At 32.4% G+C, this 22,735-nt stretch carries 16 protein-coding genes and 2 pseudogenes; all 18 read left to right on the top strand.

Annotation, left to right across the window (positions count from 1 at the left end; translation table 11 throughout):
- Positions 1–5: 5 nt before the first annotated feature.
- The 18 genes and pseudogenes from MHI13_RS07225 to ymfI all read left to right on the top strand — a co-directional run bounded on the left by MHI13_RS07225 (position 6) and on the right by ymfI (position 22,725).
- A complete protein-coding gene (locus MHI13_RS07225; RefSeq protein ID WP_128805165.1) occupies positions 6–4,316 on the top strand; it encodes a PolC-type DNA polymerase III in 4,311 nt (1,436 codons plus the stop codon).
- 145 nt (positions 4,317–4,461) lie between these two features.
- The gene (gene rimP, locus MHI13_RS07220; RefSeq protein ID WP_017174609.1) at positions 4,462–4,929 is read left to right on the top strand and encodes a ribosome maturation factor RimP; all 468 of its coding nucleotides are present in this window, start codon (positions 4,462–4,464) and stop codon (positions 4,927–4,929) included.
- A gap of 20 nt (positions 4,930–4,949) precedes the next feature.
- Entirely contained in the window at positions 4,950–6,176 is a 1,227-nt protein-coding gene (nusA, locus tag MHI13_RS07215; RefSeq protein ID WP_019835114.1) for a transcription termination factor NusA, read from the top strand.
- Positions 6,177–6,205: 29 nt separating this feature from the next.
- Positions 6,206–6,490: an RNase P modulator RnpM gene (rnpM, locus tag MHI13_RS07210; RefSeq protein WP_002448835.1), complete on the top strand. Its 285-nt coding sequence runs from the start codon at positions 6,206–6,208 to the stop codon at positions 6,488–6,490.
- Entirely contained in the window at positions 6,487–6,804 is a 318-nt protein-coding gene (locus MHI13_RS07205) for a YlxQ family RNA-binding protein (RefSeq protein WP_017174611.1), read from the top strand. Before rnpM ends, MHI13_RS07205 begins: the two co-directional genes overlap by 4 nt.
- A gap of 4 nt (positions 6,805–6,808) precedes the next feature.
- Positions 6,809–8,905, top strand: coding sequence for a translation initiation factor IF-2 (gene infB / locus MHI13_RS07200; protein ID WP_049382489.1), 2,097 nt, complete (start codon positions 6,809–6,811; stop codon positions 8,903–8,905).
- 94 nt (positions 8,906–8,999) lie between these two features.
- Entirely contained in the window at positions 9,000–9,350 is a 351-nt protein-coding gene (gene rbfA, locus MHI13_RS07195; protein WP_002448740.1) for a 30S ribosome-binding factor RbfA, read from the top strand.
- Between the two features lie 211 nt (positions 9,351–9,561).
- Positions 9,562–10,479, top strand: a complete 918-nt coding sequence (gene truB / locus MHI13_RS07190; RefSeq protein WP_049420550.1) for a tRNA pseudouridine(55) synthase TruB — start codon at positions 9,562–9,564, stop codon at positions 10,477–10,479.
- Between the two features lie 17 nt (positions 10,480–10,496).
- Positions 10,497–11,468 carry a riboflavin biosynthesis protein RibF gene (gene ribF / locus MHI13_RS07185; RefSeq protein ID WP_002448787.1) on the top strand — a complete coding sequence of 324 codons (972 nt, stop codon included), beginning with the start codon at positions 10,497–10,499 and terminating at the stop codon, positions 11,466–11,468.
- A gap of 110 nt (positions 11,469–11,578) precedes the next feature.
- Complete coding sequence (rpsO, locus tag MHI13_RS07180; protein WP_017174614.1) at positions 11,579–11,848, top strand: 30S ribosomal protein S15; 270 nt, start codon at positions 11,579–11,581, stop codon at positions 11,846–11,848.
- 136 nt (positions 11,849–11,984) lie between these two features.
- Positions 11,985–14,081 carry a polyribonucleotide nucleotidyltransferase gene (gene pnp / locus MHI13_RS07175; RefSeq protein ID WP_019835109.1) on the top strand — a complete coding sequence of 699 codons (2,097 nt, stop codon included), beginning with the start codon at positions 11,985–11,987 and terminating at the stop codon, positions 14,079–14,081.
- 205 nt (positions 14,082–14,286) lie between these two features.
- A complete protein-coding gene (gene rnjB / locus MHI13_RS07170) occupies positions 14,287–15,960 on the top strand; it encodes a ribonuclease J2 (protein WP_017174616.1) in 1,674 nt (557 codons plus the stop codon).
- A gap of 336 nt (positions 15,961–16,296) precedes the next feature.
- Positions 16,297–16,969, top strand: a pseudogene (locus MHI13_RS23465) (cell division protein FtsK); the annotation flags it as partial.
- Between the two features lie 77 nt (positions 16,970–17,046).
- Positions 17,047–18,720: pseudogene (locus MHI13_RS07165) on the top strand (DNA translocase FtsK); the annotation flags it as partial.
- 2 nt (positions 18,721–18,722) lie between these two features.
- Positions 18,723–19,439, top strand: coding sequence for a GntR family transcriptional regulator (locus MHI13_RS07160; protein ID WP_048762400.1), 717 nt, complete (start codon positions 18,723–18,725; stop codon positions 19,437–19,439).
- Between the two features lie 93 nt (positions 19,440–19,532).
- A complete protein-coding gene (yfmF, locus tag MHI13_RS07155; RefSeq protein WP_372584749.1) occupies positions 19,533–20,732 on the top strand; it encodes an EF-P 5-aminopentanol modification-associated protein YfmF in 1,200 nt (399 codons plus the stop codon).
- Complete coding sequence (gene yfmH / locus MHI13_RS07150) at positions 20,732–22,018, top strand: EF-P 5-aminopentanol modification-associated protein YfmH (protein WP_048762404.1); 1,287 nt, start codon at positions 20,732–20,734, stop codon at positions 22,016–22,018. The genes yfmF and yfmH overlap by 1 nt, the downstream gene beginning before the upstream one ends.
- A 2-nt stretch (positions 22,019–22,020) precedes the next feature.
- The gene (gene ymfI / locus MHI13_RS07145) at positions 22,021–22,725 is read left to right on the top strand and encodes an elongation factor P 5-aminopentanone reductase (RefSeq protein WP_019835106.1); all 705 of its coding nucleotides are present in this window, start codon (positions 22,021–22,023) and stop codon (positions 22,723–22,725) included.
- Positions 22,726–22,735: the final 10 nt, after the last annotated feature.

Here is a 22,735-nt window from a genome sequence, read left to right as displayed (position 1 = left end):
TGGCAATGACAAGTCAGGAAAAATTTAGAGTACTTGCCGATCAAATTAAGATTTCAAATCAATTGGATAAAGAAATACTTGAAAAAGGTGAACTCACACGAATAGATGTATCAAATAAAAATAGAAGTTGGGAATTTCAAATTACGTTACCTTATTTTCTTTCAAATGAAGATTATTTAATCTTTACTCATGCAATTAAAGAAGAGTTTAAAGATATTGCACATGTGGACTGGCATTTTACAATTCAAAATACATCGAATCAAGATGAACATGTGATTAAATATTTTGGACATTGTATTGAACACACAGCTTTATCACCAAAAGTGAAGGGTCAACTTAAACAAAAACGTTTAATTATGTCAGGTAATGTTTTAAAAGTAATGACTTCAAATGATATTGAAAGAAATCATTTTGATAAAGTATGTAATGGTAGTTTAGTAAAAGCATTTCAAAAATGTGGCTTTGATATAGATAAAGTAATATTTGAAACTGATGATTCGAATAGAGATGAAGATCTTGCTTCATTAGAGGCACATATTCAAGAAGAAGATCAACAAAGTGCTAAAGAAGCTACAGAAAAAATTGAAAAAATAAAAGCTGAAAAAGCAAAACAACAAGATAATAACGGCAGTAGTGTTGAAAAATGTCAAATAGGAAAGCCAATTCACGTTGAAAATATTAAACCTATTGAAACAATTATTGAAGAAGAATTTAAAGTAGCCATTGAAGGGGTTATCTTTGATATTAACATTAAAGAACTAAAAAGTGGACGTCACATTGTTGAACTTAAAGTGACAGACTATACAGATTCTTTAGTATTAAAAATGTTTACTAGAAAAAATAAGGATGATTTAAATCACTTTAAAGCCTTAAGTGTAGGTAAATGGGTACGTGCACAAGGTCGTATAGAAGAAGATACGTTTGTACGTGATTTAGTCATGATGATGTCAGATATTGAAGAAATCAAAAAGACACCTAAACAAGATAAAGCAGAAGAGAAACGTGTCGAATTTCATTTACATTCATCAATGAGTCAAATGGATGGTATTCCAAACATCAGTGCGTACGTTAATCAGGCTGCAGCATGGGGACATAAAGCAATAGCTGTTACTGATCATAATGTGGTTCAAGCTTTTCCTGATGCTCATAGTGCAGCGGAAAAAAATGGAATTAAAATGATTTACGGGATGGAAGGCATGTTAGTCGATGATGGTGTGCCTATTGCCTATAAACCTACTGATAGAAATTTAAAAGAAGCTACATATGTAGTGTTTGACGTCGAAACAACAGGTTTATCTAATCAATATGATCAAATTATCGAACTTGCTGCTGTCAAAGTTAAAGACGGCGAAATTATAGATAAATTTGAAAGATTTAGTAATCCACATGAAAAATTATCAGAAACAATAATTAATCTGACACACATTACAGATGACATGCTAGTGGATGCACCAGAAATTGAAGAAGTACTAACAGAATTTAAGGAATGGGTAGGAGATGCCATTTTTGTAGCGCATAATGCTTCATTCGATATGGGCTTTATTGATACAGGGTACGAACGATTAGGTTTCGGTCCATCAACTAATGGAGTGATTGATACTCTTGAATTATCACGTACCATTAACACTGAATATGGTAAACATGGATTAAATTTCTTAGCTAAAAAATATGGCGTTGAACTTACTCAACACCATAGAGCGATTTATGATACTGAAGCAACAGCTTATATTTTCATTAAAATGGTTCAACAGATGAAAGAACTAGGTGTGACTAATCATAAAGATATTAATAAAAAATTATCAAATGAAGATGCCTATAAACGTGCACGACCAACCCATGTCACACTCATAGTTCAAAATCAAGATGGACTCAAGAATTTATTTAAAATCGTAAGTGCTTCTTTAGTAAAATATTATTATAGAACACCTAGAATTCCACGATCATTATTAAATGAATATCGAGAAGGCATTCTAGTAGGTACAGCTTGTGATGAAGGGGAATTATTTACAGCTGTGATGCAACGTGATCAATCTGAAGTTGAAAAAATAGCAAAGTATTATGATTTTATAGAAGTACAACCACCTAAACTTTATCAAGATTTAATTGATCGTGAATTAATTCGTGATACTGAAACATTGTATGAAATATATGATCGTATTTTAAAAGCAGGAGAAAGTACAGGAATACCTGTGATAGCTACTGGTAATGCTCATTACTTATTTGAGCATGATGCTATTGCTCGTAAAATTTTAATTGCATCACAACCAGGTAATCCATTAAATCGTTCCACACTTCCAGAAGCACATTTTAGAACAACAGATGAAATGTTAGATGAATTTCATTTTTTAGGAGAAGATAAAGCCTATGATATTGTTGTTAAAAATACGAATGAATTAGCAGACCGAATTGAGAAAGTAATTCCAATTAAAGATCAATTATTTACGCCACGTATGGAGGGCGCTAACGAAGAAATACGTGAATTAAGCTATACAAATGCGAAAAAATTGTATGGTGATGACTTACCGCAAATTGTCATTGATCGTCTCGAAAAAGAATTAGATAGTATTATTGGTAATGGCTTTTCAGTTATCTATCTCATATCACAACGGTTAGTTAAAAAGTCATTAGATGATGGATATTTGGTAGGGTCACGTGGTTCTGTAGGTTCGAGCTTTGTTGCAACGATGACAGAGATAACAGAAGTGAATCCGCTCCCTCCACACTATATATGTCCACATTGTAAGACGAGTGAATTTTTTGATGATGGGTCGGTAGGTTCAGGATTCGACTTACCTGATAAAACATGTGAAACATGTGGTGGCGAATTAATTAAAGAAGGTCAAGATATTCCATTTGAGACTTTCTTAGGATTTAAAGGAGATAAAGTACCAGATATTGACTTGAACTTTAGTGGTGAATATCAACCGCATGCCCATAACTATACGAAAGTACTTTTTGGAGAAGATAAAGTATTCCGAGCAGGTACAATTGGTACAGTGGCTGAAAAAACGGCATTTGGCTTCGTTAAAGGATATCTAAATGATCAAGGTATTCATAAACGTGGTGCGGAAATCGATAGACTTGTCAAAGGATGTACAGGTGTTAAACGTACAACTGGACAGCATCCAGGAGGAATTATTGTAGTTCCTGATTATATGGATATTTATGATTTTACACCGATACAATATCCAGCAGATGATCAAAGTGCATCTTGGATGACCACACACTTTGATTTCCACTCTATTCATGATAATGTGTTAAAACTCGATATACTTGGACACGATGATCCTACAATGATACGGATGTTACAGGATTTATCGGGTATCGATCCTAAAACGATTCCTGTTGATGATAAGGAGACAATGCAAATATTTAGTAGTCCGGCTTCTTTAGGTGTAACAGAAGAGGATATTTTATGTAAGACAGGCACATTTGGTGTACCTGAATTTGGTACAGGTTTCGTTCGTCAAATGTTAGAAGACACTAAGCCAACAACATTTTCTGAACTTGTACAAATTTCAGGTTTATCACATGGTACCGATGTGTGGCTTGGTAATGCACAAGAGTTAATTCGCTCAGGCATCTGCGATTTATCCAGTGTAATTGGTTGTCGTGACGATATTATGGTATATCTTATGTATGCTGGGCTTGAACCATCAATGGCCTTCAAAACAATGGAGTCTGTGCGTAAAGGTAAAGGACTTACGGATGAAATGATAGATGCGATGAAAGCGAATGATGTACCTGATTGGTATTTAGATTCATGCTTAAAAATTAAATACATGTTCCCTAAAGCTCACGCAGCTGCTTACGTACTTATGGCTGTACGTATTGCATACTTTAAAGTGCATCATCCGTTATACTATTATGCAGCATATTTTACAATTCGTGCATCAGACTTTGATTTAATTACAATGATTAAAGATAAAGAAAGTATTAAGAACACAGTTAAAGATATGTATTCTCGTTATATGGATTTAGGAAAAAAAGAAAAAGATGTATTAACAGTATTAGAAATAATGAATGAAATGGCACATCGTGGATTTAAAATGCAGCCGATTAGCTTAGAAAAAAGTCAAGCTTTTGATTTCATTATTGAAGATGATACATTGATCCCACCATTTATTGCTGTGCCAGGATTAGGTGAAAACGTAGCTAAACGTATTGTTGAGGCACGTGAAGACGGTCCATTTTTATCCAAAGAAGACCTTAATAAAAAAGCAGGTTTATCTCAAAAAATTATTGAATACCTTGATGATTTGGGTTCATTACCAGATTTACCAGATAAAGCACAATTGTCCATTTTTGATATGTAAATGGACAACTTAGAAGTATTAATAGTAGCTTCATTTGTTTAAGCATATAAAGTATGTTATAATTAGTTTGTGTAAAAATTTAGACTCAGGCAGAAAGAGTGGGCATATACCCGCTCTTTTCTATTTGCCAAAAAAGGAGGCCTGTATGAGTAAAATTACTGAAGAAGTAGAAACTATCATTACTCCCATTTTAGATGATTTAAACTTTGAATTAGTTGATGTTGAATATGCAAAAGAAGGCAAAGATCGTTTTTTGAGAATCTCTATTGATAAAGAAGGTGGCGTGGATTTAAATGATTGTACGCTTGCTTCTGAAAAAATAAGTGAAGCAATGGATCAAAATGATCCTATTCCTGAAATGTATTATCTTGATGTAGCTTCACCTGGAGCTGAACGTCCACTAAAAAAAGAAAAAGATTATCAAAATGCGATAGAGCAACCTATATTTGTATCTCTTTATGCGCCAATTGAAGGTGATAAAGAATGGTTAGGCATTCTGAAGTCTGTCGATGATGACACAATAACTATGGAAGTTAAAGAAAAAGCAAAGAAAAAAACAATTGAGATACCAAGAAATAAAATTGCAAAAGCACGTCACGCTGTAATGATTTAACGTGATGAGGAGGAATAATTGTGGCAAGTAATGAATTATTATTAGCAACTGAATACTTAGAAAAGGAAAAGAAAATTCCAAGAGAAGTTTTGATTGATGCAATTGAAGCAGCTTTAATTACTGCATATAAGAAAAATTATGATAGTGCTAGAAACGTCCGTGTAGAATTAAATATGGATGAAGGCACATTTAAAGTCATCGCACGTAAAGAAGTTGTAGAAGAAGTATTTGATGATCGTGAAGAAGTTGATTTAAGCACAGCTTTAGTTAAAAATCCTGCTTATGAAATAGGTGATATTTACGAAGAAGATGTCACACCTAAAGACTTTGGTCGTGTGGGCGCACAGGCTGCTAAACAAGCAGTAATGCAACGTCTAAGAGATGCTGAAAGAGAAATTTTATACTCTGAGTTTATTGATAAAGAAGAAGATATTTTAACAGGTGTGATTGATCGTGTTGATCATCGATATGTGTATGTTAATTTAGGTAGAATCGAAGCGGTTTTATCTGAAGCTGAAAGAAGTCCTAATGAGACATACATTCCAAATGAAAGAATTAAAGTCTATGTTAATAAAGTAGAGCAAACAACAAAAGGTCCACAAATTTATGTGTCAAGAAGTCATCCGGGTTTATTAAAACGTTTATTTGAACAAGAAGTTCCAGAAATTTATGATGGAACTGTTATTGTGAAATCAGTTGCACGTGAAGCAGGAGATCGTTCTAAAATTAGTGTATACTCTGAAAATCCAGATATAGATGCAGTGGGAGCTTGTGTAGGTGCAAAAGGTTCACGTGTTGAAGCGGTTGTTGAAGAATTAGGTGGAGAAAAAATCGATATTGTTCAATGGGATGAAGATCCAAACGTTTTTGTACGTAATGCTTTAAGCCCATCACAAGTTTTAGAAGTTATTGTTGATGAAGATAACCAATCTACTGTAGTGGTAGTACCTGATTATCAATTATCATTAGCTATTGGTAAACGTGGACAAAATGCGCGCTTAGCTGCCAAACTTACAGGATGGAAAATTGATATTAAATCTGAAACAGATGCTCGCGAAGCAGGGATTTATCCTGTAATTGAATCTGAAGAAAAAGCTGATGAAATAGTATTTTCTGAAGATAAAGATATTGAAATTGATGACATAAATTTAGAAGAAACAAACTTAACAACAGCTGAATTATCAGCGGAAGTTGATGAAACTTCAAATGAAGCACAAGACGCTTCAGATAATAAAGAAGAACATTAATACGTTTAAGCATATGGGGTGAGTAGTAAATGAAGAAGAAGAAAATTCCAATGCGCAAATGCATCATCACGAATGAAATGCGTCCTAAAAAAGACATGATTCGAGTAGTAATTAATAAAGAAGGCGAAATTTTCGCTGATGGTACTGGAAAACAACAAGGTAGAGGTGCATATGTTTCAAAAGATGTTAAAAGCGTAGAAGATGCTCAAAAAAATGGTGTACTCGAGAAGTACTTTAATGAAAGTCCTGAAAAATTAGATCCTGTATATAAAGAAGTAATTCGATTAATTTATAGAGAAGAGATTCCTAAATGATAAAAGAACAGATATTTAATTTTTTAGGCTTAGCGATGAGAGCTAGAAAAGTTAAAGTTGGAGAATCAGTACTCATATCTGAGATAAAAAAACGTAATATTAAACTTGTGATTTTATCTACTGATGCTTCAGATAACGCTAAAAAGAATATAAAGAATAAATGTGACACATATCATGTTCCGTTTAGAGTTTTCGGTACGAGAGTAGAATTAGGACAATCATTGGGCAAAGAAGAACGTGTAAATGTTGGCGTGACAGATTCAGGTTTTGCTAAAAAACTTATGTCGATGATTGATGAATATTGTAAGGAGTGATTATATGAGTAAAAAGAGAATTTACGAATATGCGAAAGAATTAAATGTTAAAAGTAAAGAGATTATAGATGAGTTAAAGAAAATGGACGTTGAAGTATCCAATCACATGCAAGCATTAGAAGATGACCAAATTAAGATGCTTGATAAAAAGTTCAAATCATCACAAAATGAAGAAAATAAAAAACAAAACACTCAAAATAATCACCAAAAACAACAAAGTAAAAAAGATAATAATCAAAACAAATCTAATTCAAAGAAAAAAAACAATAAAAATAGCAAAAACAATAAAAACAACAAAAATAATAATAAAGGTAAGAATAACAAATCTGCTGCTGAACCTAAAGAAATGCCTTCAAAAATCACGTATGAGGAAGGTATTACAGTAGGAGAACTTGCTGATAAATTAAATATCGAATCATCTGGCATTATTAAAAAATTATTCTTGTTAGGTATTGTTGCTAATATTAACCAATCATTAGATGAAGAAACATTAGAACTTATCGCAGATGATTATGGTGTTGAAATTGAAAAAGAAGTTGTTGTTAATGAAGAAGACCTAACAACTTATTTTGATGATGAAGAAGACGATCCAGATGCAATTGAACGACCAGCAGTTGTAACAATTATGGGACACGTTGACCATGGTAAAACAACATTACTAGACTCAATTAGAAATACTAAAGTTACAGCAGGAGAAGCAGGCGGTATCACACAACACATTGGTGCATATCAAATTGAAAATAATGGTAAAAAAATTACTTTCTTAGATACACCTGGACATGCAGCTTTCACAACAATGCGTGCACGTGGTGCTCAAGTAACAGATATCACTATTTTAGTAGTAGCAGCAGATGATGGCGTTATGCCTCAAACAATTGAAGCAATTAACCATGCTAAAGAAGCGGATGTACCAACAATTGTTGCGGTCAACAAAGTTGATAAACCAACTGCAAATCCAGACCGAGTGATGCAAGAGTTAACTGAATATGGTTTAATTCCAGAAGATTGGGGTGGCGACACAATCTTTGTACCACTTTCAGCATTAAATGGTGATGGTATTGATGACTTATTAGAAATGATTGGTTTAGTTGCCGAAGTACAAGAATTAAAAGCTAATCCTGATAAGCAAGCAGTAGGTACTGTTATTGAAGCAGAATTAGACAAATCACGTGGACCAGCTGCGTCATTATTAGTTCAAAATGGTACGTTGCATGTAGGTGATTCAATTGTAGTTGGTAATACGTATGGTCGCGTAAGAGCTATGGTAAATGATTTGGGTCAAAGAATTAAAACAGCTGGGCCTTCTACACCGGTTGAAATTACTGGTATTAACGATGTACCTCAAGCAGGTGACCGCTTCGTTATTTTCAAAGATGAAAAACAAGCGCGTCGTATTGGTGAAGCTCGTCATGAAGCAAGTGTGATTCAACAACGTCAAGAAAGCAAAAATGTTTCATTAGACAATTTATTCGAACAAATGAAACAAGGAGAAATGAAAGATCTTAATGTCATTATTAAAGGTGATGTACAAGGTTCTGTAGAAGCTTTAGCTGCATCTCTTATGAAAATTGATGTTGAAGGCGTAAATGTTCGTATTATTCATACAGCTGTAGGAGCAATCAATGAATCAGATGTTACATTAGCTAATGCCTCAAATGGTATTATTGTTGGATTTAACGTACGTCCTGATGCAGGTGCGAAACGTGCAGCAGAAGCTGAAAATGTTGATATGCGTCTTCATAGAGTCATCTATAATGTTATAGAAGAAATTGAATCAGCGATGAAAGGTCTATTAGATCCTGAATTTGAAGAACAAGTTATCGGACAGGCTGAAGTACGTCAAACATTCAAAGTTTCAAAAGTTGGAACCATTGCTGGTAGTTACGTAACTGAAGGTAAAATCACTCGTAACGCAGGCGTACGTGTCATTCGTGATGGTATTGTTCAATTCGAAGGTGAACTTGATACGTTAAAACGATTTAAAGATGACGCTAAAGAAGTATCACAAGGTTACGAATGTGGTATTACAATTGCAAACTTTAATGACATTAAAGAAGGCGACATTATTGAAGCATTCGAAATGGTAGAAATTGAAAGATAACTAATTTGTAAGAGGCTAAAGTGTATATGATATAGGTAGGCACTTTAGCATTCTCTTCTAATCATATGTTAAATAATAAAGAGGTGACATATCCATGAGTAATATGAGAGCTGAACGTGTTGGCGAACAAATGAAAAAAGAAGTTATGGATATCATTAATAATAAAGTAAAAGATCCAAGAGTAGGATTTATTACTATTACTGACGTTGAATTAACAAATGATTTATCACAAGCCAAAGTTTTCTTAACAGTGCTTGGCAATAAGAAGGAAGTTAATGATACGTTTAAAGCTTTAGATAAAGCAAAAGGATTCATTAAATCTGAGCTAGGTTCAAGAATGAGATTACGTATAGTACCAGAGTTATTCTTTGAATATGATGAATCAATTGAATACGGTAATAAAATTGAAAAAATGATTCAAGATTTACACAAACAAGATAAATAATACTTTATCATTGTTATTAATCAGTGACATTCAATCAAATAACTTCAGAAAAAGAAGTTTAGATGCAACATATAATGGGGGTAGGACGATAACATTTACATGAATTCAGTCCTACTCCTTTTTATATGATTAATACTGATAAAATATGGATAAGACATTAAATGATTTAATAATACATAGTGAGACATAATAAACTAAAGGGTGTGAAAAAATGTACAACGGTATATTACCAGTGTATAAAGAACGTGGTTTGACCAGTCATGATGTTGTATTTAAACTTAGAAAAATCTTAAAAACTAAAAAGATAGGTCATACTGGAACATTAGATCCTGAAGTTTCAGGTGTACTACCTATCTGTATAGGGACAGCAACTAAGGTGAGCGACTATGTCATGGATATGGGAAAATCTTATCAAGCAACCATTACATTAGGTGAAAGTACGACAACTGAAGATCAAACTGGAGAAGTAATAGAAAAAGTAAATATATCATCGAATACGATTACTTCTATAGAAGTTGATCGTGTTTTAGAAGAATTTAAAGGAGTAATAGAGCAGATTCCTCCAATGTATTCCTCTGTAAAAGTAAATGGAAAAAAATTATATGAATATGCTAGAAAAGGAGAAACTATTGAACGGCCAAAACGACAAGTTAAAATTGATGAAATTGAACGAATATCTGATTTAACATTTATAGAACAAACATGTCATTTTGATATAAAAGTAACGTGTGGAAAAGGTACCTATATCAGAACGTTAGCAACAGATATTGGCAAAGCTTTAGGCTATCCTGCTCATATGTCGTTGTTAACTCGTATAAATTCGGGTGGATTTAATATAAATGAAAGTTTATCACTTGAAAAAATTTCTGAATTACATGAGCATGAAACATTACAACATTATCTATTTCCTATAGAATATGGTTTGAAAAGTTTACAACATGTAGTCATTGATGATGACACTTTAAAGTATAGAATCTTAAATGGTCAAAAACTCCTAAAAAAAGATTTTACTCTATCATTAGAAAAGCAATTTGTGTTTATTGATAAGATAAGTGAAAAAGCATTAGCCATTTATGAACATCATCCTGACAAAATTAACGAAATAAAACCTAAAAAAGTATTTAATTAAAGGAGCCTTTGATTGATATGAAAGTGATAGAAATAACACATCCAATACAAAATGAACAACTCATAAAAGAAGATGTTGCAATGGCATTTGGTTTTTTTGATGGTATGCATCGTGGTCACAGTAAAGTATTTGAAGCATTAGATATACGTGCAAAAGAAAAAAATTTAAAAAAGGCAGTAACAACATTTGATCCGCATCCATCAGTAGTATTAAATCCTGAACGTAAACGTACAGATTACTTAACGCCACTATCTGATAAATTAGAAATGATAGAACAGCATGATATTGATTATTGTATTGTTATCAATTTCTCATCACGTTTCGCTAACGTCACAGCTGAAGAGTTTATCAAAGACTATATTATTAATAATCATGTTAAAGAAGTTGTTGCTGGATTTGATTTTACATTTGGTAAATTTGGTAAAGGAAATATGGCCGTGTTAAATGAAATAGATGAATTTAATACTACAATAGTCGGTAAATTAGATTTAGATTCTGAAAAAATTTCAACAACATCAATTAGACAAGCGTTACATGAAGGCAATCTACAAAAAGCTAATGATGAATTAGGGTATTTATATCGAATTAAAGGCACAGTTGTTCAAGGAGAAAAAAGAGGTCGAACAATCGGTTTTCCAACAGCTAATGTCCAACCTAGCGATGATTATGTCCTTCCTAAAAAAGGGGTATATGCGGTAAGTATTGAAATAGGTGCCGAACACAAAATATATCGTGGGGTAGCTAACGTAGGTGTTAAGCCGACATTTCACGATCCATCTAAAGCAGAAGTGGTGATAGAAGTAAATATTTTTGATTTTGAAGAAAATATTTATGGAGAACGTGTAATCGTATATTGGCACCATTATTTAAGACCAGAGGTAAAATTTGATGGTATAGATGCTTTAGTAAGTCAAATGAATGACGATAAAGAACGTGCAAAATATCTTTTAGCAGTTGATTTTGGTGATGATGTATCGTATAATATCTAAAGTTGAGTTTTCGAAAAACTTATTACTATTGAATCCTTTATCTTGGCAGGTTGAAACTCCGACGCCTTGCTCAGATTAAGGTGTAAACAAAAATTAGGAGGAATTTAATTATGGCTATTACTCAAGAACGTAAAAATGAAATTATTAAAGAATATCGTGTACACGAAACAGATACTGGTTCACCAGAAGTACAAATCGCTGTTTTAACTGCAGAAATCTCTGCATTAAACGAACACTTACGTGAACACAAAAAAGATCACCATTCACGTCGTGGATTATTAAAAATGGTTGGTCGTCGTAGACACTTATTAAACTACTTACGTAGTAAAGATATTCAACGTTACCGTGAATTAATTAAATCATTAGGTATTCGTCGTTAATTTTAAATATATTGAAGGGAAAGCACCATTTAGATTGGTACTTTCCTTTTTTTGTATTTTTATCATAAACACTAATATAAAAATATATAAATAAATGATATGATGTAAGTATTAGATTTCAGAGAGGAGATTCATAATGTCTCAAGAAAAGAAAGTGTTCAAAACTGAATGGGCTGGAAGATCGTTAACGATTGAGACAGGTCAATTAGCGAAACAAGCTAATGGTGCAGTTTTAGTACGTTATGGTGATACTGTTGTATTATCTACAGCAGTTGCTTCTAAAGAGCCACGTGATGGTGATTTTTTCCCCTTAACAGTTAACTATGAAGAAAAAATGTATGCGGCTGGTAAAATTCCAGGTGGATTTAAAAAACGCGAAGGTCGTCCTGGAGATGAAGCGACACTTACTGCACGTTTAATTGATAGACCAATTAGACCATTATTCCCTAAAGGTTATCGACATGACGTTCAAATTATGAATACTGTATTAAGTGCGGATCCAGACTGCTCCCCAGAAATGGCAGCAATGATTGGATCGTCAATGGCATTGAGCGTGTCTGATATTCCATTCCAAGGACCAATTGCCGGTGTAAATGTAGGATATATTGATGGAAAATACGTGATTAATCCAACACTTGAACAAAAAGAAGTATCTCGTTTAGATTTAGAAGTTGCTGGTCATAAAGATGCTGTAAATATGGTTGAAGCAGGTGCGAGTGAAATTACAGAACAAGAAATGCTTGAAGCGATTTTCTTTGGTCATGAAGAGATAAAACGCTTAGTTGCTTTCCAAGAAGAAGTTGTTGAGCATATTCAACCTGTAAAAAAAGAATTTATTCCTGTTGAACGTGATGAAGAATTAGTACAACGAGTAAAATCTTTAACGGAAGAAAAAGGATTAAAAGAAACTGTATTAACATTTGACAAACAACAACGTGATGAAAATTTAGATGCACTTAAAGCAGAAATCGCTACTGAATTTGTAGACGAAGCGGATCCAGAAAATGAGTTGCTTATCGATGAAGTATATGCGATTTTAAATGATTTAGTAAAAGAAGAAGTTCGTCGATTAATTGCAGATGAAAAAATTAGACCTGATGGACGTAAACCAGATGAAATTCGTCCGCTTGAATCAGAAGTTGGTTTATTACCACGTGCACATGGTTCTGGATTGTTTACCCGTGGACAAACTCAAGCATTATCTGTACTTACTTTAGGAGCATTAGGAGACTACCAACTTATTGATGGATTAGGACCTGAAATTGAAAAACGTTTTATGCACCACTATAATTTCCCTAATTTCTCAGTAGGTGAAACGGGTCCAGTGAGAGCGCCAGGTCGTCGTGAAATTGGTCATGGTGCACTAGGTGAAAGAGCGCTTAGATATATCATTCCTGACACTACAGAGTTCCCTTACACAATTCGTATTGTGAGTGAAGTATTAGAGTCAAATGGATCATCTTCACAAGCTTCAATTTGTGGATCAACATTAGCGTTAATGGATGCTGGTGTGCCTATTAAAGCTCCAGTAGCTGGTATTGCTATGGGTCTTGTCACTCGTGAAGATAGTTATACAATTTTAACTGATATTCAAGGTATGGAAGATGCTTTAGGTGATATGGACTTCAAAGTTGCTGGAACTAAAGAGGGAATTACTGCGATTCAAATGGATATCAAAATTGATGGTTTAACACGTGAAGTGATTGAAGAAGCTCTTGAACAAGCTCGTCAAGGTCGTTTAGCGATTATGGATCATATGTTACAAACAATCGATCAACCACGTAGTGAATTAAGTGCATATGCACCTAAGGTAGAAATTATGCATATCAAACCTGAAAAAATTCGTGATGTCATTGGCCCAGGTGGTAAAAAAATTAATGAAATTATTGACGAAACTGGCGTTAAGTTAGATATTGAACAAGATGGCACTATCTTTATTGGCGCTGTTGATCAAGAAATGATAAATAGAGCTCGAGAAATTATTAATGAAATTACACGCGAAGCTGAAGTTGGCCAAGTATACCATGCGAAAGTTAAGCGTATTGAAAAATATGGTGCTTTTGTAGAATTATTCCCAGGTAAAGATGCTTTATTACACATTTCTCAAATTTCTAAAGATAGAATAAATAAAGTTGAAGACGTTTTAAAAATCGGTGATACAATTGAAGTTAAAATTACAGAAATTGATAAACAAGGCCGTGTAAATGCGTCTCATAAAGTTTTAGATGAATAAGTGAATGAAGTTAAGGTTAGGACAAAATGAAGTCCTAACCTTCTTTATATATATAAAGAATGATTTTATGAAAGTATATATTTTTTTATTAAAGGTCTTTTACTCCTTAGTTACAACACACTTTAATAGTGTACATCCTTCGTAAATTAAATTATAATAAATTATGAGTTTATATGGACGGGAATTAATTATAGGAGGTAACATTTTGAGTTTAGTAAAGAAAAAGAATGACGATATTCGCATTATTCCACTTGGGGGCGTAGGCGAAATCGCTAAAAATATGTATATCGTCGAAGTAGACGATGAGATGTTTATGTTAGATGCAGGATTAATGTTTCCTGAAGATGAAATGTTAGGAGTAGATATTGTTATTCCTGACATCCAATATGTAGTAGAAAACAAAGATAAATTAAAAGGGATATTTTTAAGTCATGGTCATGAACATGCAATTGGTGCAGTGAGTTATATTTTAGAGCAAGTTGATGCACCAATTTATGGTTCAAAACTTACTTTAGCTTTAGTTAAAGAAAGTATCAAAGAAAGAAATATAAAGAAAAAAGTACGATATTATACTGTAAATCATGATTCAGTGATGAGATTTAAAAACGTCAATATTACTTTCTTTAATACATCACATAGTATTCCAGATAGTTTAGGTATCTGTATTCATACTTCACACGGTTCAATTGTATATACAGGTGAATTTAAATTTGACCAAAGTTTACAAGGGCATTATGCTCCTGATATGAAACGCATGGCTGAAATTGGAGAAGAAGGTGTTTTTGCTTTGATTAGTGATTCAACTGAAGCAGAAAAACCTGGTTATAATACTCCAGAAAATGTCATAGAATCGCATATTTATGATGCATTTGCTAAAGTAAAAGGTCGTTTAATTGTTTCATGCTATGCATCGAATTTTATTAGAATTCAACAAGTATTAAATGTTGCTAGTAAATTAAATCGTAAAGTATCTTTCTTAGGAAAATCTCTTGAAAGTTCATTTAATACTGCACGCAAAATGGGATATTTTGATATTCCTAAAGATTTATTGCTTCCAATCAATGAAGTTGAAAACTATCCTAAAAATGAAGTCGTTATTATAGCAACAGGTATGGAAGGCGAACCTATTGAAGCGTTGAGTCAAATGGCCCAACATAAACATAAGATTTTAAATATTGAAGAAGGCGATTCAGTTTATTTAGCCATCACTGCTTCAGCAAATATGGAAGTTATTATAGCCAATACGTTAAATGAACTTGTTCGAGCAGGTGCACATATTATTCCAAATAATAAAAAAATTCATGCCTCTAGTCATGGTTGTATGGAAGAATTAAAAATGATGATTAATATTATGAAACCTGAATACTTTATTCCTGTTCAAGGTGAATTTAAAATGCAAATTGCGCATGCAAAATTAGCAAATGAAGCAGGCGTTGCACCTGAAAAGATTTTCCTTGTCGAAAAAGGGGATGTGATTCATTTCGATGGCTCACACATGGTATTAAATGAAAAAGTAAATTCAGGTAATATTCTCATCGATGGTATAGGTGTAGGAGACGTTGGAAATATTGTGTTAAGAGATCGTCATCTTCTTGCAGAAGATGGTATCTTTATTGCAGTAGTAACATTAGACCCTAAAAATAGACGTATAGCTGCTGGACCTGAAATTCAATCACGCGGATTCGTTTACGTACGTGAAAGTGAAGAATTAATGCAAGAAGCGGAAGATAAAGTTCGAGAAATTGTGGAAGCTGGACTACAAGAAAAACGTATAGAGTGGTCTGAAATTAAACAAAATATGCGCGACCAAATTAGCAAGCTTTTATTCGAAAGTACAAAACGTCGCCCAATGATTATTCCAGTTATTTCTGAAATTTAAAAGATATACATTTAATAAAGAGGTCGGGACAATATCACTTTTATAAAATAATTAAAAATATAAACGTTTATCATTCTTATTTATAGATTCATTGATGTATTAAATTGAAAGTATATAAAAGATAAGACATTTACCCTAACTTTTATAGTGAACTCTATAATTTTAAAAGATGATTTGACTCATTTATTTTTAATTATTTAAAAATGGGCTTAAGAGTCTATGTGATACATATTGTCTCAACCTCTTTCATACTTTTAACTCTAAAACATAACTTACATTTTTTTATATTTTTGAAAATGTCATTATTATAATTAAAAATAAAAGAAGGTGTAACATTTGCCACGAACTAAGAAAAAAACAACGACTAGAAAAACCAATTCAAAGTCGAAAACGAAAGCACGCCAAACTAAAAAGAAAAAGCAACAAAAAACAGATAGTTCTGTAAGGTATATTATTGCTATTGTAATTGTGATTATATCTATTTTAGGAATATTTCAATTAGGGCTTTTTGGTAGAATGATTGATAGCTTTTTCAATTATTTATTTGGCGCAAGTCGTTACCTTACATATATTTTAGTAAGTTTAATTACGATTTATATTGCAATGCAAAGACATTTTCCAAAAACACGTCGTACATTCGGTCTCATTTTATTACAATTTGTATTACTGATTGTTTCTCAACTCATTTATTATTTTTCTAAAGGAGAAGTTGCGAAAAGAGAACCGGTATTGTCTTACGTTTATAAATCTTATGAACATACTCATTTTCCAAATTTCGGTGGAGGTATTATTGGCTTTTATTTATTAAAATTATTTGTACCTTTAATCTCTATTGCTGGGATTATCATTGTGACTTTGATTTTACTGATATCAAGTTTTATCTTATTACTAAAATTACATCATAGAGATGTGGCGAGAAACACAATTGATTATTTTAAACGTTCTACTCAGAGTGCCTCATCTACTTTAAAAGAAAAAAGAGAAGCAAATAAAATTAGAAGAGAAGAACGATTACGTGAAAAAGAAGAACAGCGTCAAGCATTGGCACACCAAAGAGAATTAGAAGAACAACAAAGGAAAGATGAAGTCATGAAAGATGTGAGTGACTTCCCAGAAGTGAAACAGCAACATGAAGATATTCCTATATATAGCCATCATGCAGCAACGGATGAAGAAAAAGTACGACCTAAACGTAAAAAACGTCAATTTGACATGGACCATCAAGATAAAGAACCTACGCATGTGTCTGCATCAAATTCTATGAAAAAAGATAAAATAAAACACGTCTCTAATGATAACGATACGAATAATAGTTCGATCATAGAAGCGGGGGAAGTTGGCAATGTAGCTTATCACATTCCTCCTTTATCATTACTTAAACAGCCAACAAAACAAACGACAACTTCAAGAGCTGAAGTACAACGTAAAGGTCAAATATTAGAATCAACCATGAAAAATTTTGGAGTTAATGCTAAAGTGACTCAAATTAAAATTGGACCGGCTGTCACTCAATATGAAGTTCAACCAGCTCAAGGTGTTAAAGTAAATAAAATCGTTAATTTACATAATGATATAGCTTTAGCACTTGCTGCGAAGGACATTCGTATTGAAGCGCCTATACCTGGACGTTCAGCTGTAGGCATTGAGGTTCCAAATGATAAAATTTCTTTAGTTACGCTAAAAGAAGTTTTAGAATCTAAGTTTCCAGCAAAAAATAAATTAGAAGTCGGTTTAGGACGAGACATCTCCGGAGAACCAATGACTATTGAATTGAATGAAACACCTCACTTATTAGTGGCTGGTTCTACAGGTAGTGGTAAGTCAGTATGTATCAACGGTATTATTACGAGCATTTTATTAAACGCTAAGCCACACGAGGTAAAATTAATGTTAATTGATCCTAAAATGGTAGAATTAAATGTATATAATGGTGTTCCACATTTATTAATACCTGTAGTAACAAATCCTCATAAAGCATCACAGGCATTAGAGAAAATTGTAGCTGAAATGGAACGTCGTTACGATTTATTTCAACATTCGTCTACTAGAAACATTGAAGGATACAATCAATTTATAAGACGTCAAAATGAAGAACTTGATGAAAAGCAATCAGAACTTCCTTATATCGTTGTCATTGTTGATGAATTAGCAGATTTAATGATGGTGGCAGGAAAAGAAGTTGAAAATGCAATACAGCGTATCACACAAATGGCCCGTGCAGCCGGTATACATTTAATTGTAGCAACACAACGTCCTTCTGTAGATGTTATCACGGGGATTATTAAAAATAATATCCCTTCAAGAATTGCATTTGCTGTAAGTTCACAAACAGACTCTAGAACAATCATAGGCTCTGGAGGAGCAGAGAAATTATTAGGCAAAGGCGACATGCTTTATGTTGGTAATGGTGAATCCACACAGACACGTGTTCAAGGTGCATTTTTAAGTGATCAAGAAGTACAAGAAGTTGTAAATTATGTAGTTGAACAACAAAAAGCAAATTACGTAAAAGAAATGGAACCTGATGCTCCTGTAGAGAAATCAGAAATGAAAAGTGAAGATGCACTATATGATGATGCATACGCTTTTGTAATTGAGAAACAAAAAGCAAGTACGTCGCTTTTACAAAGACAATTCAGAATTGGATATAATCGTGCATCAAGATTAATGGACGATTTAGAGAGAAATAATGTTATTGGTCCACAAAAAGGCAGTAAACCAAGACAAGTTTTAATAGATTTTGAGAATGAAGAGGTGTGAGTATGACTGAATTGAACTCAGTTTTTAAAGTAAAAGAATATATTTTTAAAAAAATAAAAAATCATTCTTTAAAACCTGGTGATAAACTTCCTAGCAATTTATCCATTGCTAGAGAAGTTAACGTTAAAACAGATGATGTCTATGAAGCGATTGGAGAACTTATTATTGAACAAGTTTTAACTGATAATTTTGAAGAAGGAACAAGTATAAAGGCTCTACAGCCCTTTTATTATCCTTTAAATAAATTATTTAGTATTAGTGAAATGATTAAAAAAGCGGGATATGAAGCAAGTACAGAATATTTGAGTTTAGAGCAGCAACCCGCTTCTTTATTAGATGCAAAAATGTTAGATATTGAAGATAAGCAGCCTATAACAATTATTGAAAGACTACGTACTGCGAATCATCATCCAGTTATTTATTGTTTAGATAAGATTGCTGAACATCATTTAACTTGTACCGAATATCAAGAAAGTGATGGATCGATGCTTAATGCAATTGAACTTAATACTGGGCATAAGGTAGCTTCTGCTGAAACTGAAATTGAAGCAATCAGTTATGAACCTCATATTTCTAGCATATTGAATGCTGAACCACATGAGGGATTAATGTTATTAAAGGTTGTCCATTATGATGAAATGGGTAAACCTATTTTATACTCATTAAATTATATAAAAAGTAGCCTAGTGAAGTTTAAATTAACACGCACAAAAATTTAATAACAGGTAAAGGAGTGATTGATTATTTTGAAACAACATACTAATCATCAAATACATATTGATATTCTTCCAACTGAGAAATTTAAAACAACGATGATCACATTTAAATTTATGGCACCACTTGATTACGAAACAATTACTGCTCGTTCATTACTAAGTAAAGTATTGGTTCGTGCCACAAAAAAATGGCCAACAGATAAATCATTTAATAAACAATTATCAGAGCTTTATGGAGCTTATATTAATAGCTTTGTTTCTAAATTTAAAGATAAACATGTCATTACTATTTCTTTAGAAATTGTAAATGAACGTTATCTTAAAGATACTACACCATTATTTGAAAAAGGTTTGAATTTATTAAAAGAAGTCATCATGAATCCACTTGTTGAGAATAATTCATTCAACTCTACATTTGTTACTCAAGAAAAATCATTATTACATAAAAAAATAGAAGCGATGATTGACAATAAAGCGCAATATTCATTTATTAATTTATTAAAATATATGTTCAAAAATGAAGCTTATCGTTATTTAGCTATAGGTCAAATAGAAAATATTGCGCGTATTACAAATGAAAGTTTGTATGATACATATAAATCTATGATAAATAATGACATGTGTTCAGTGTATGTAGTGGGAAATGTAAATGAAAAAGAAGTTACATCACTCATAGAAAATTCATTTAGTCTTAGCTCAACGACGTTTGACTTTAATCATAATGTAAATACTGACTGTACCGCCCAATCTACTGAAACAATCATTGAAAAAGATACCGTTGACCAAGCTAAATTAAATTTAGGTTATCGTTTTCCAACTCATTATGGAAACGAAGATTACTATGCACTTGTCGTATTAAATACTATGTTTGGCGGTGATCCTTCTTCAGTACTATTTAATGAAGTACGTGAAAAACAAAGTCTAGCTTATTCTATTCATTCGCAATTAGATGGAAAAAATGGCTATTTATTTGTATTAAGTGGTGTATCTGTTGAAAAATACGATATTGCAAAAAATACAATTATTGAAGAATTCGAGAAGTTTAAAGTAGGAGATTTCTCTGAAGAAAAATTAGCATTAGCTAAAAAAATTATCATTTCACAACGACAAGAAATTGCAGATAGACCTAAAGGTATTATTGAAGTCATGCAAAATCAACTACTTTTAAATCAGCCTCAATCAGATAAAGAATACATGGAATTAATTAATAAAGTGACTAAAGAAGATGTCGTTAAAATGGCAAATCAAGCCTATTTAGATACGATATATGTATTAACGAAAGGAGGTCAATCATAGTGCAAGAACAATATTATGAATTAATTGATGAACGCGTCTATAAACATGAACTAAATAATGGATTACGCTTATTTGTAATTCCTAAAAAAGGATTTCAAAAAACATATGTGACCTATACAACTCAATTTGGTTCGTTGGATAATACATTTAAACCTCATCATAAAGATCAATATGTGACTGTACCAGATGGAGTAGCACATTTTTTAGAGCATAAGTTATTTGAAAAAGACGATGATGAAGATTTATTTACTGCATTTGCCAATGATAATGCTCAAGTCAATGCATTTACAAGTTTTGATCGTACGAGTTATTTGTTTAGTGCAACTGATCAAGTTGAACGTAATATTCTACGTTTACTTGATATGGTAGAAACACCCTATTTTTCAAAAGAAACAGTAGACAAAGAAAAAGGAATTATTGCTGAAGAAATTAAAATGTATCAAGAACAACCAGGATATAAAATTATGTTCAATACATTACGTGCAATGTATCATCATCATCCAATTAAAGTAGATATTGCAGGTAGTGTTGAGAGTATTTATAGTATCACTAAAGATGATTTATACTTATGTTATGAAACGTTTTATCATCCATCCAATATGGTATTATTTGTCGTAGGAGATGTGGATCCTAAACGTATTTGTAATGTTATTGAAGAACATGAAAATCGTCGTCATAAAACAAATCAACCTTCTATTCAAAGAGGAGCAATAAAAGAACCAAATGAAGTAGTTCAATCATTTATATCTGAAAAAATGAAATTACAGTCTCCACGTTTAATGCTAGGGTTTAAAAATGAACCTTTGGATGAAGCACCTGAGAAATATGTTCAAAGAGATTTAGAAATGACTTTATTTTTTGAACTCGTATTCGGTGAAGAAACAGATTTCTATCAATCTCTTCTTAATGATGATTTAATTGATGATTCATTTGGATATCAATTTGTTCTTGAACCTACTTATAGTTTCTCAATTATTACAAGTGCTACTCATGAACCAGATCAATTAAAGGATAGGTTACTTACTGAATTAAAGAAATATAGAGGAAACTTAAAAGATTCAGAAGCGTTTGAATTATTGAAGAAGCAGTTTATTGGTGAATTTATCTCTAGTTTGAATTCCCCAGAATATATTGCAAATCAATATGCAAAATTGTATTTTGAGGGTGTAAGTGTATTTGATATGTTAGATATTGTAGAAAATATTACTTTAGATAGTATTAATGAAACTGCTAAACAATATCTAAATATTGATCGTCTTGTTGATAGCCGTTTGGAGATAGATTAAATATGAAGGCATTAGTATTTGGTGGTTCTGGTAGTATTGGTAGTGCGATTGTAGATCGTTTATTAAAAGAGGGATATGAAGTAGTACTTCAATATTATCAATCTGATATTTCATCCTTAGAAAAAAAGTATAAAGGTGAAGCCGTAGAATTCATTCAAATGGATTTGACTCATGATATTGATTTAAATGATATATTTAGTCATATAAAACAGTTAGACTGTTTAATTTATAGTAGTGGTACATCATTATATGGCATGCTACAAGATATGAAAGATAAAGAGATAGATGAATGTTATCATATTCATGTCAAACAGTTGATTCGATGCTGTCGATATTTCATAGACCTATTGAGAAAAAGTACAAATGGTAGAATTATTGTTATCTCATCAATTTGGGGCGAGACGGGAGCAAGTATGGAAACTATTTATTCAGCAATGAAAAGTGCTCAAATTGGATTTGTAAAGGCCCTCAGTCAAGAGCTAGCATTGACGAATGTCACTGTGAATGCTATAGCACCTGGTTTTGTTTCAGGACGTATGGCTAAAGCATTCAGTGATGAAGACAAAGCAGTTATCTTATCTGAACTACCACAACAAAGAATGATAGCTCCACAAGAAGTAGCACATGTGTGTGCTTATTTATGCCATCCTAATGCTAAGAGTATTACAGGAACAGTCCAAAAGGTTAATGGTGGTTGGTATATTTAAAAAGTATCCT

The sequence above is a fragment of the Staphylococcus sp. FSL K6-0223 genome, from assembly GCF_038008285.1.
The sequence above is the reverse complement of the archived record's forward strand: the minus strand, read 5'-3'. Positions and strand labels throughout refer to the sequence as shown.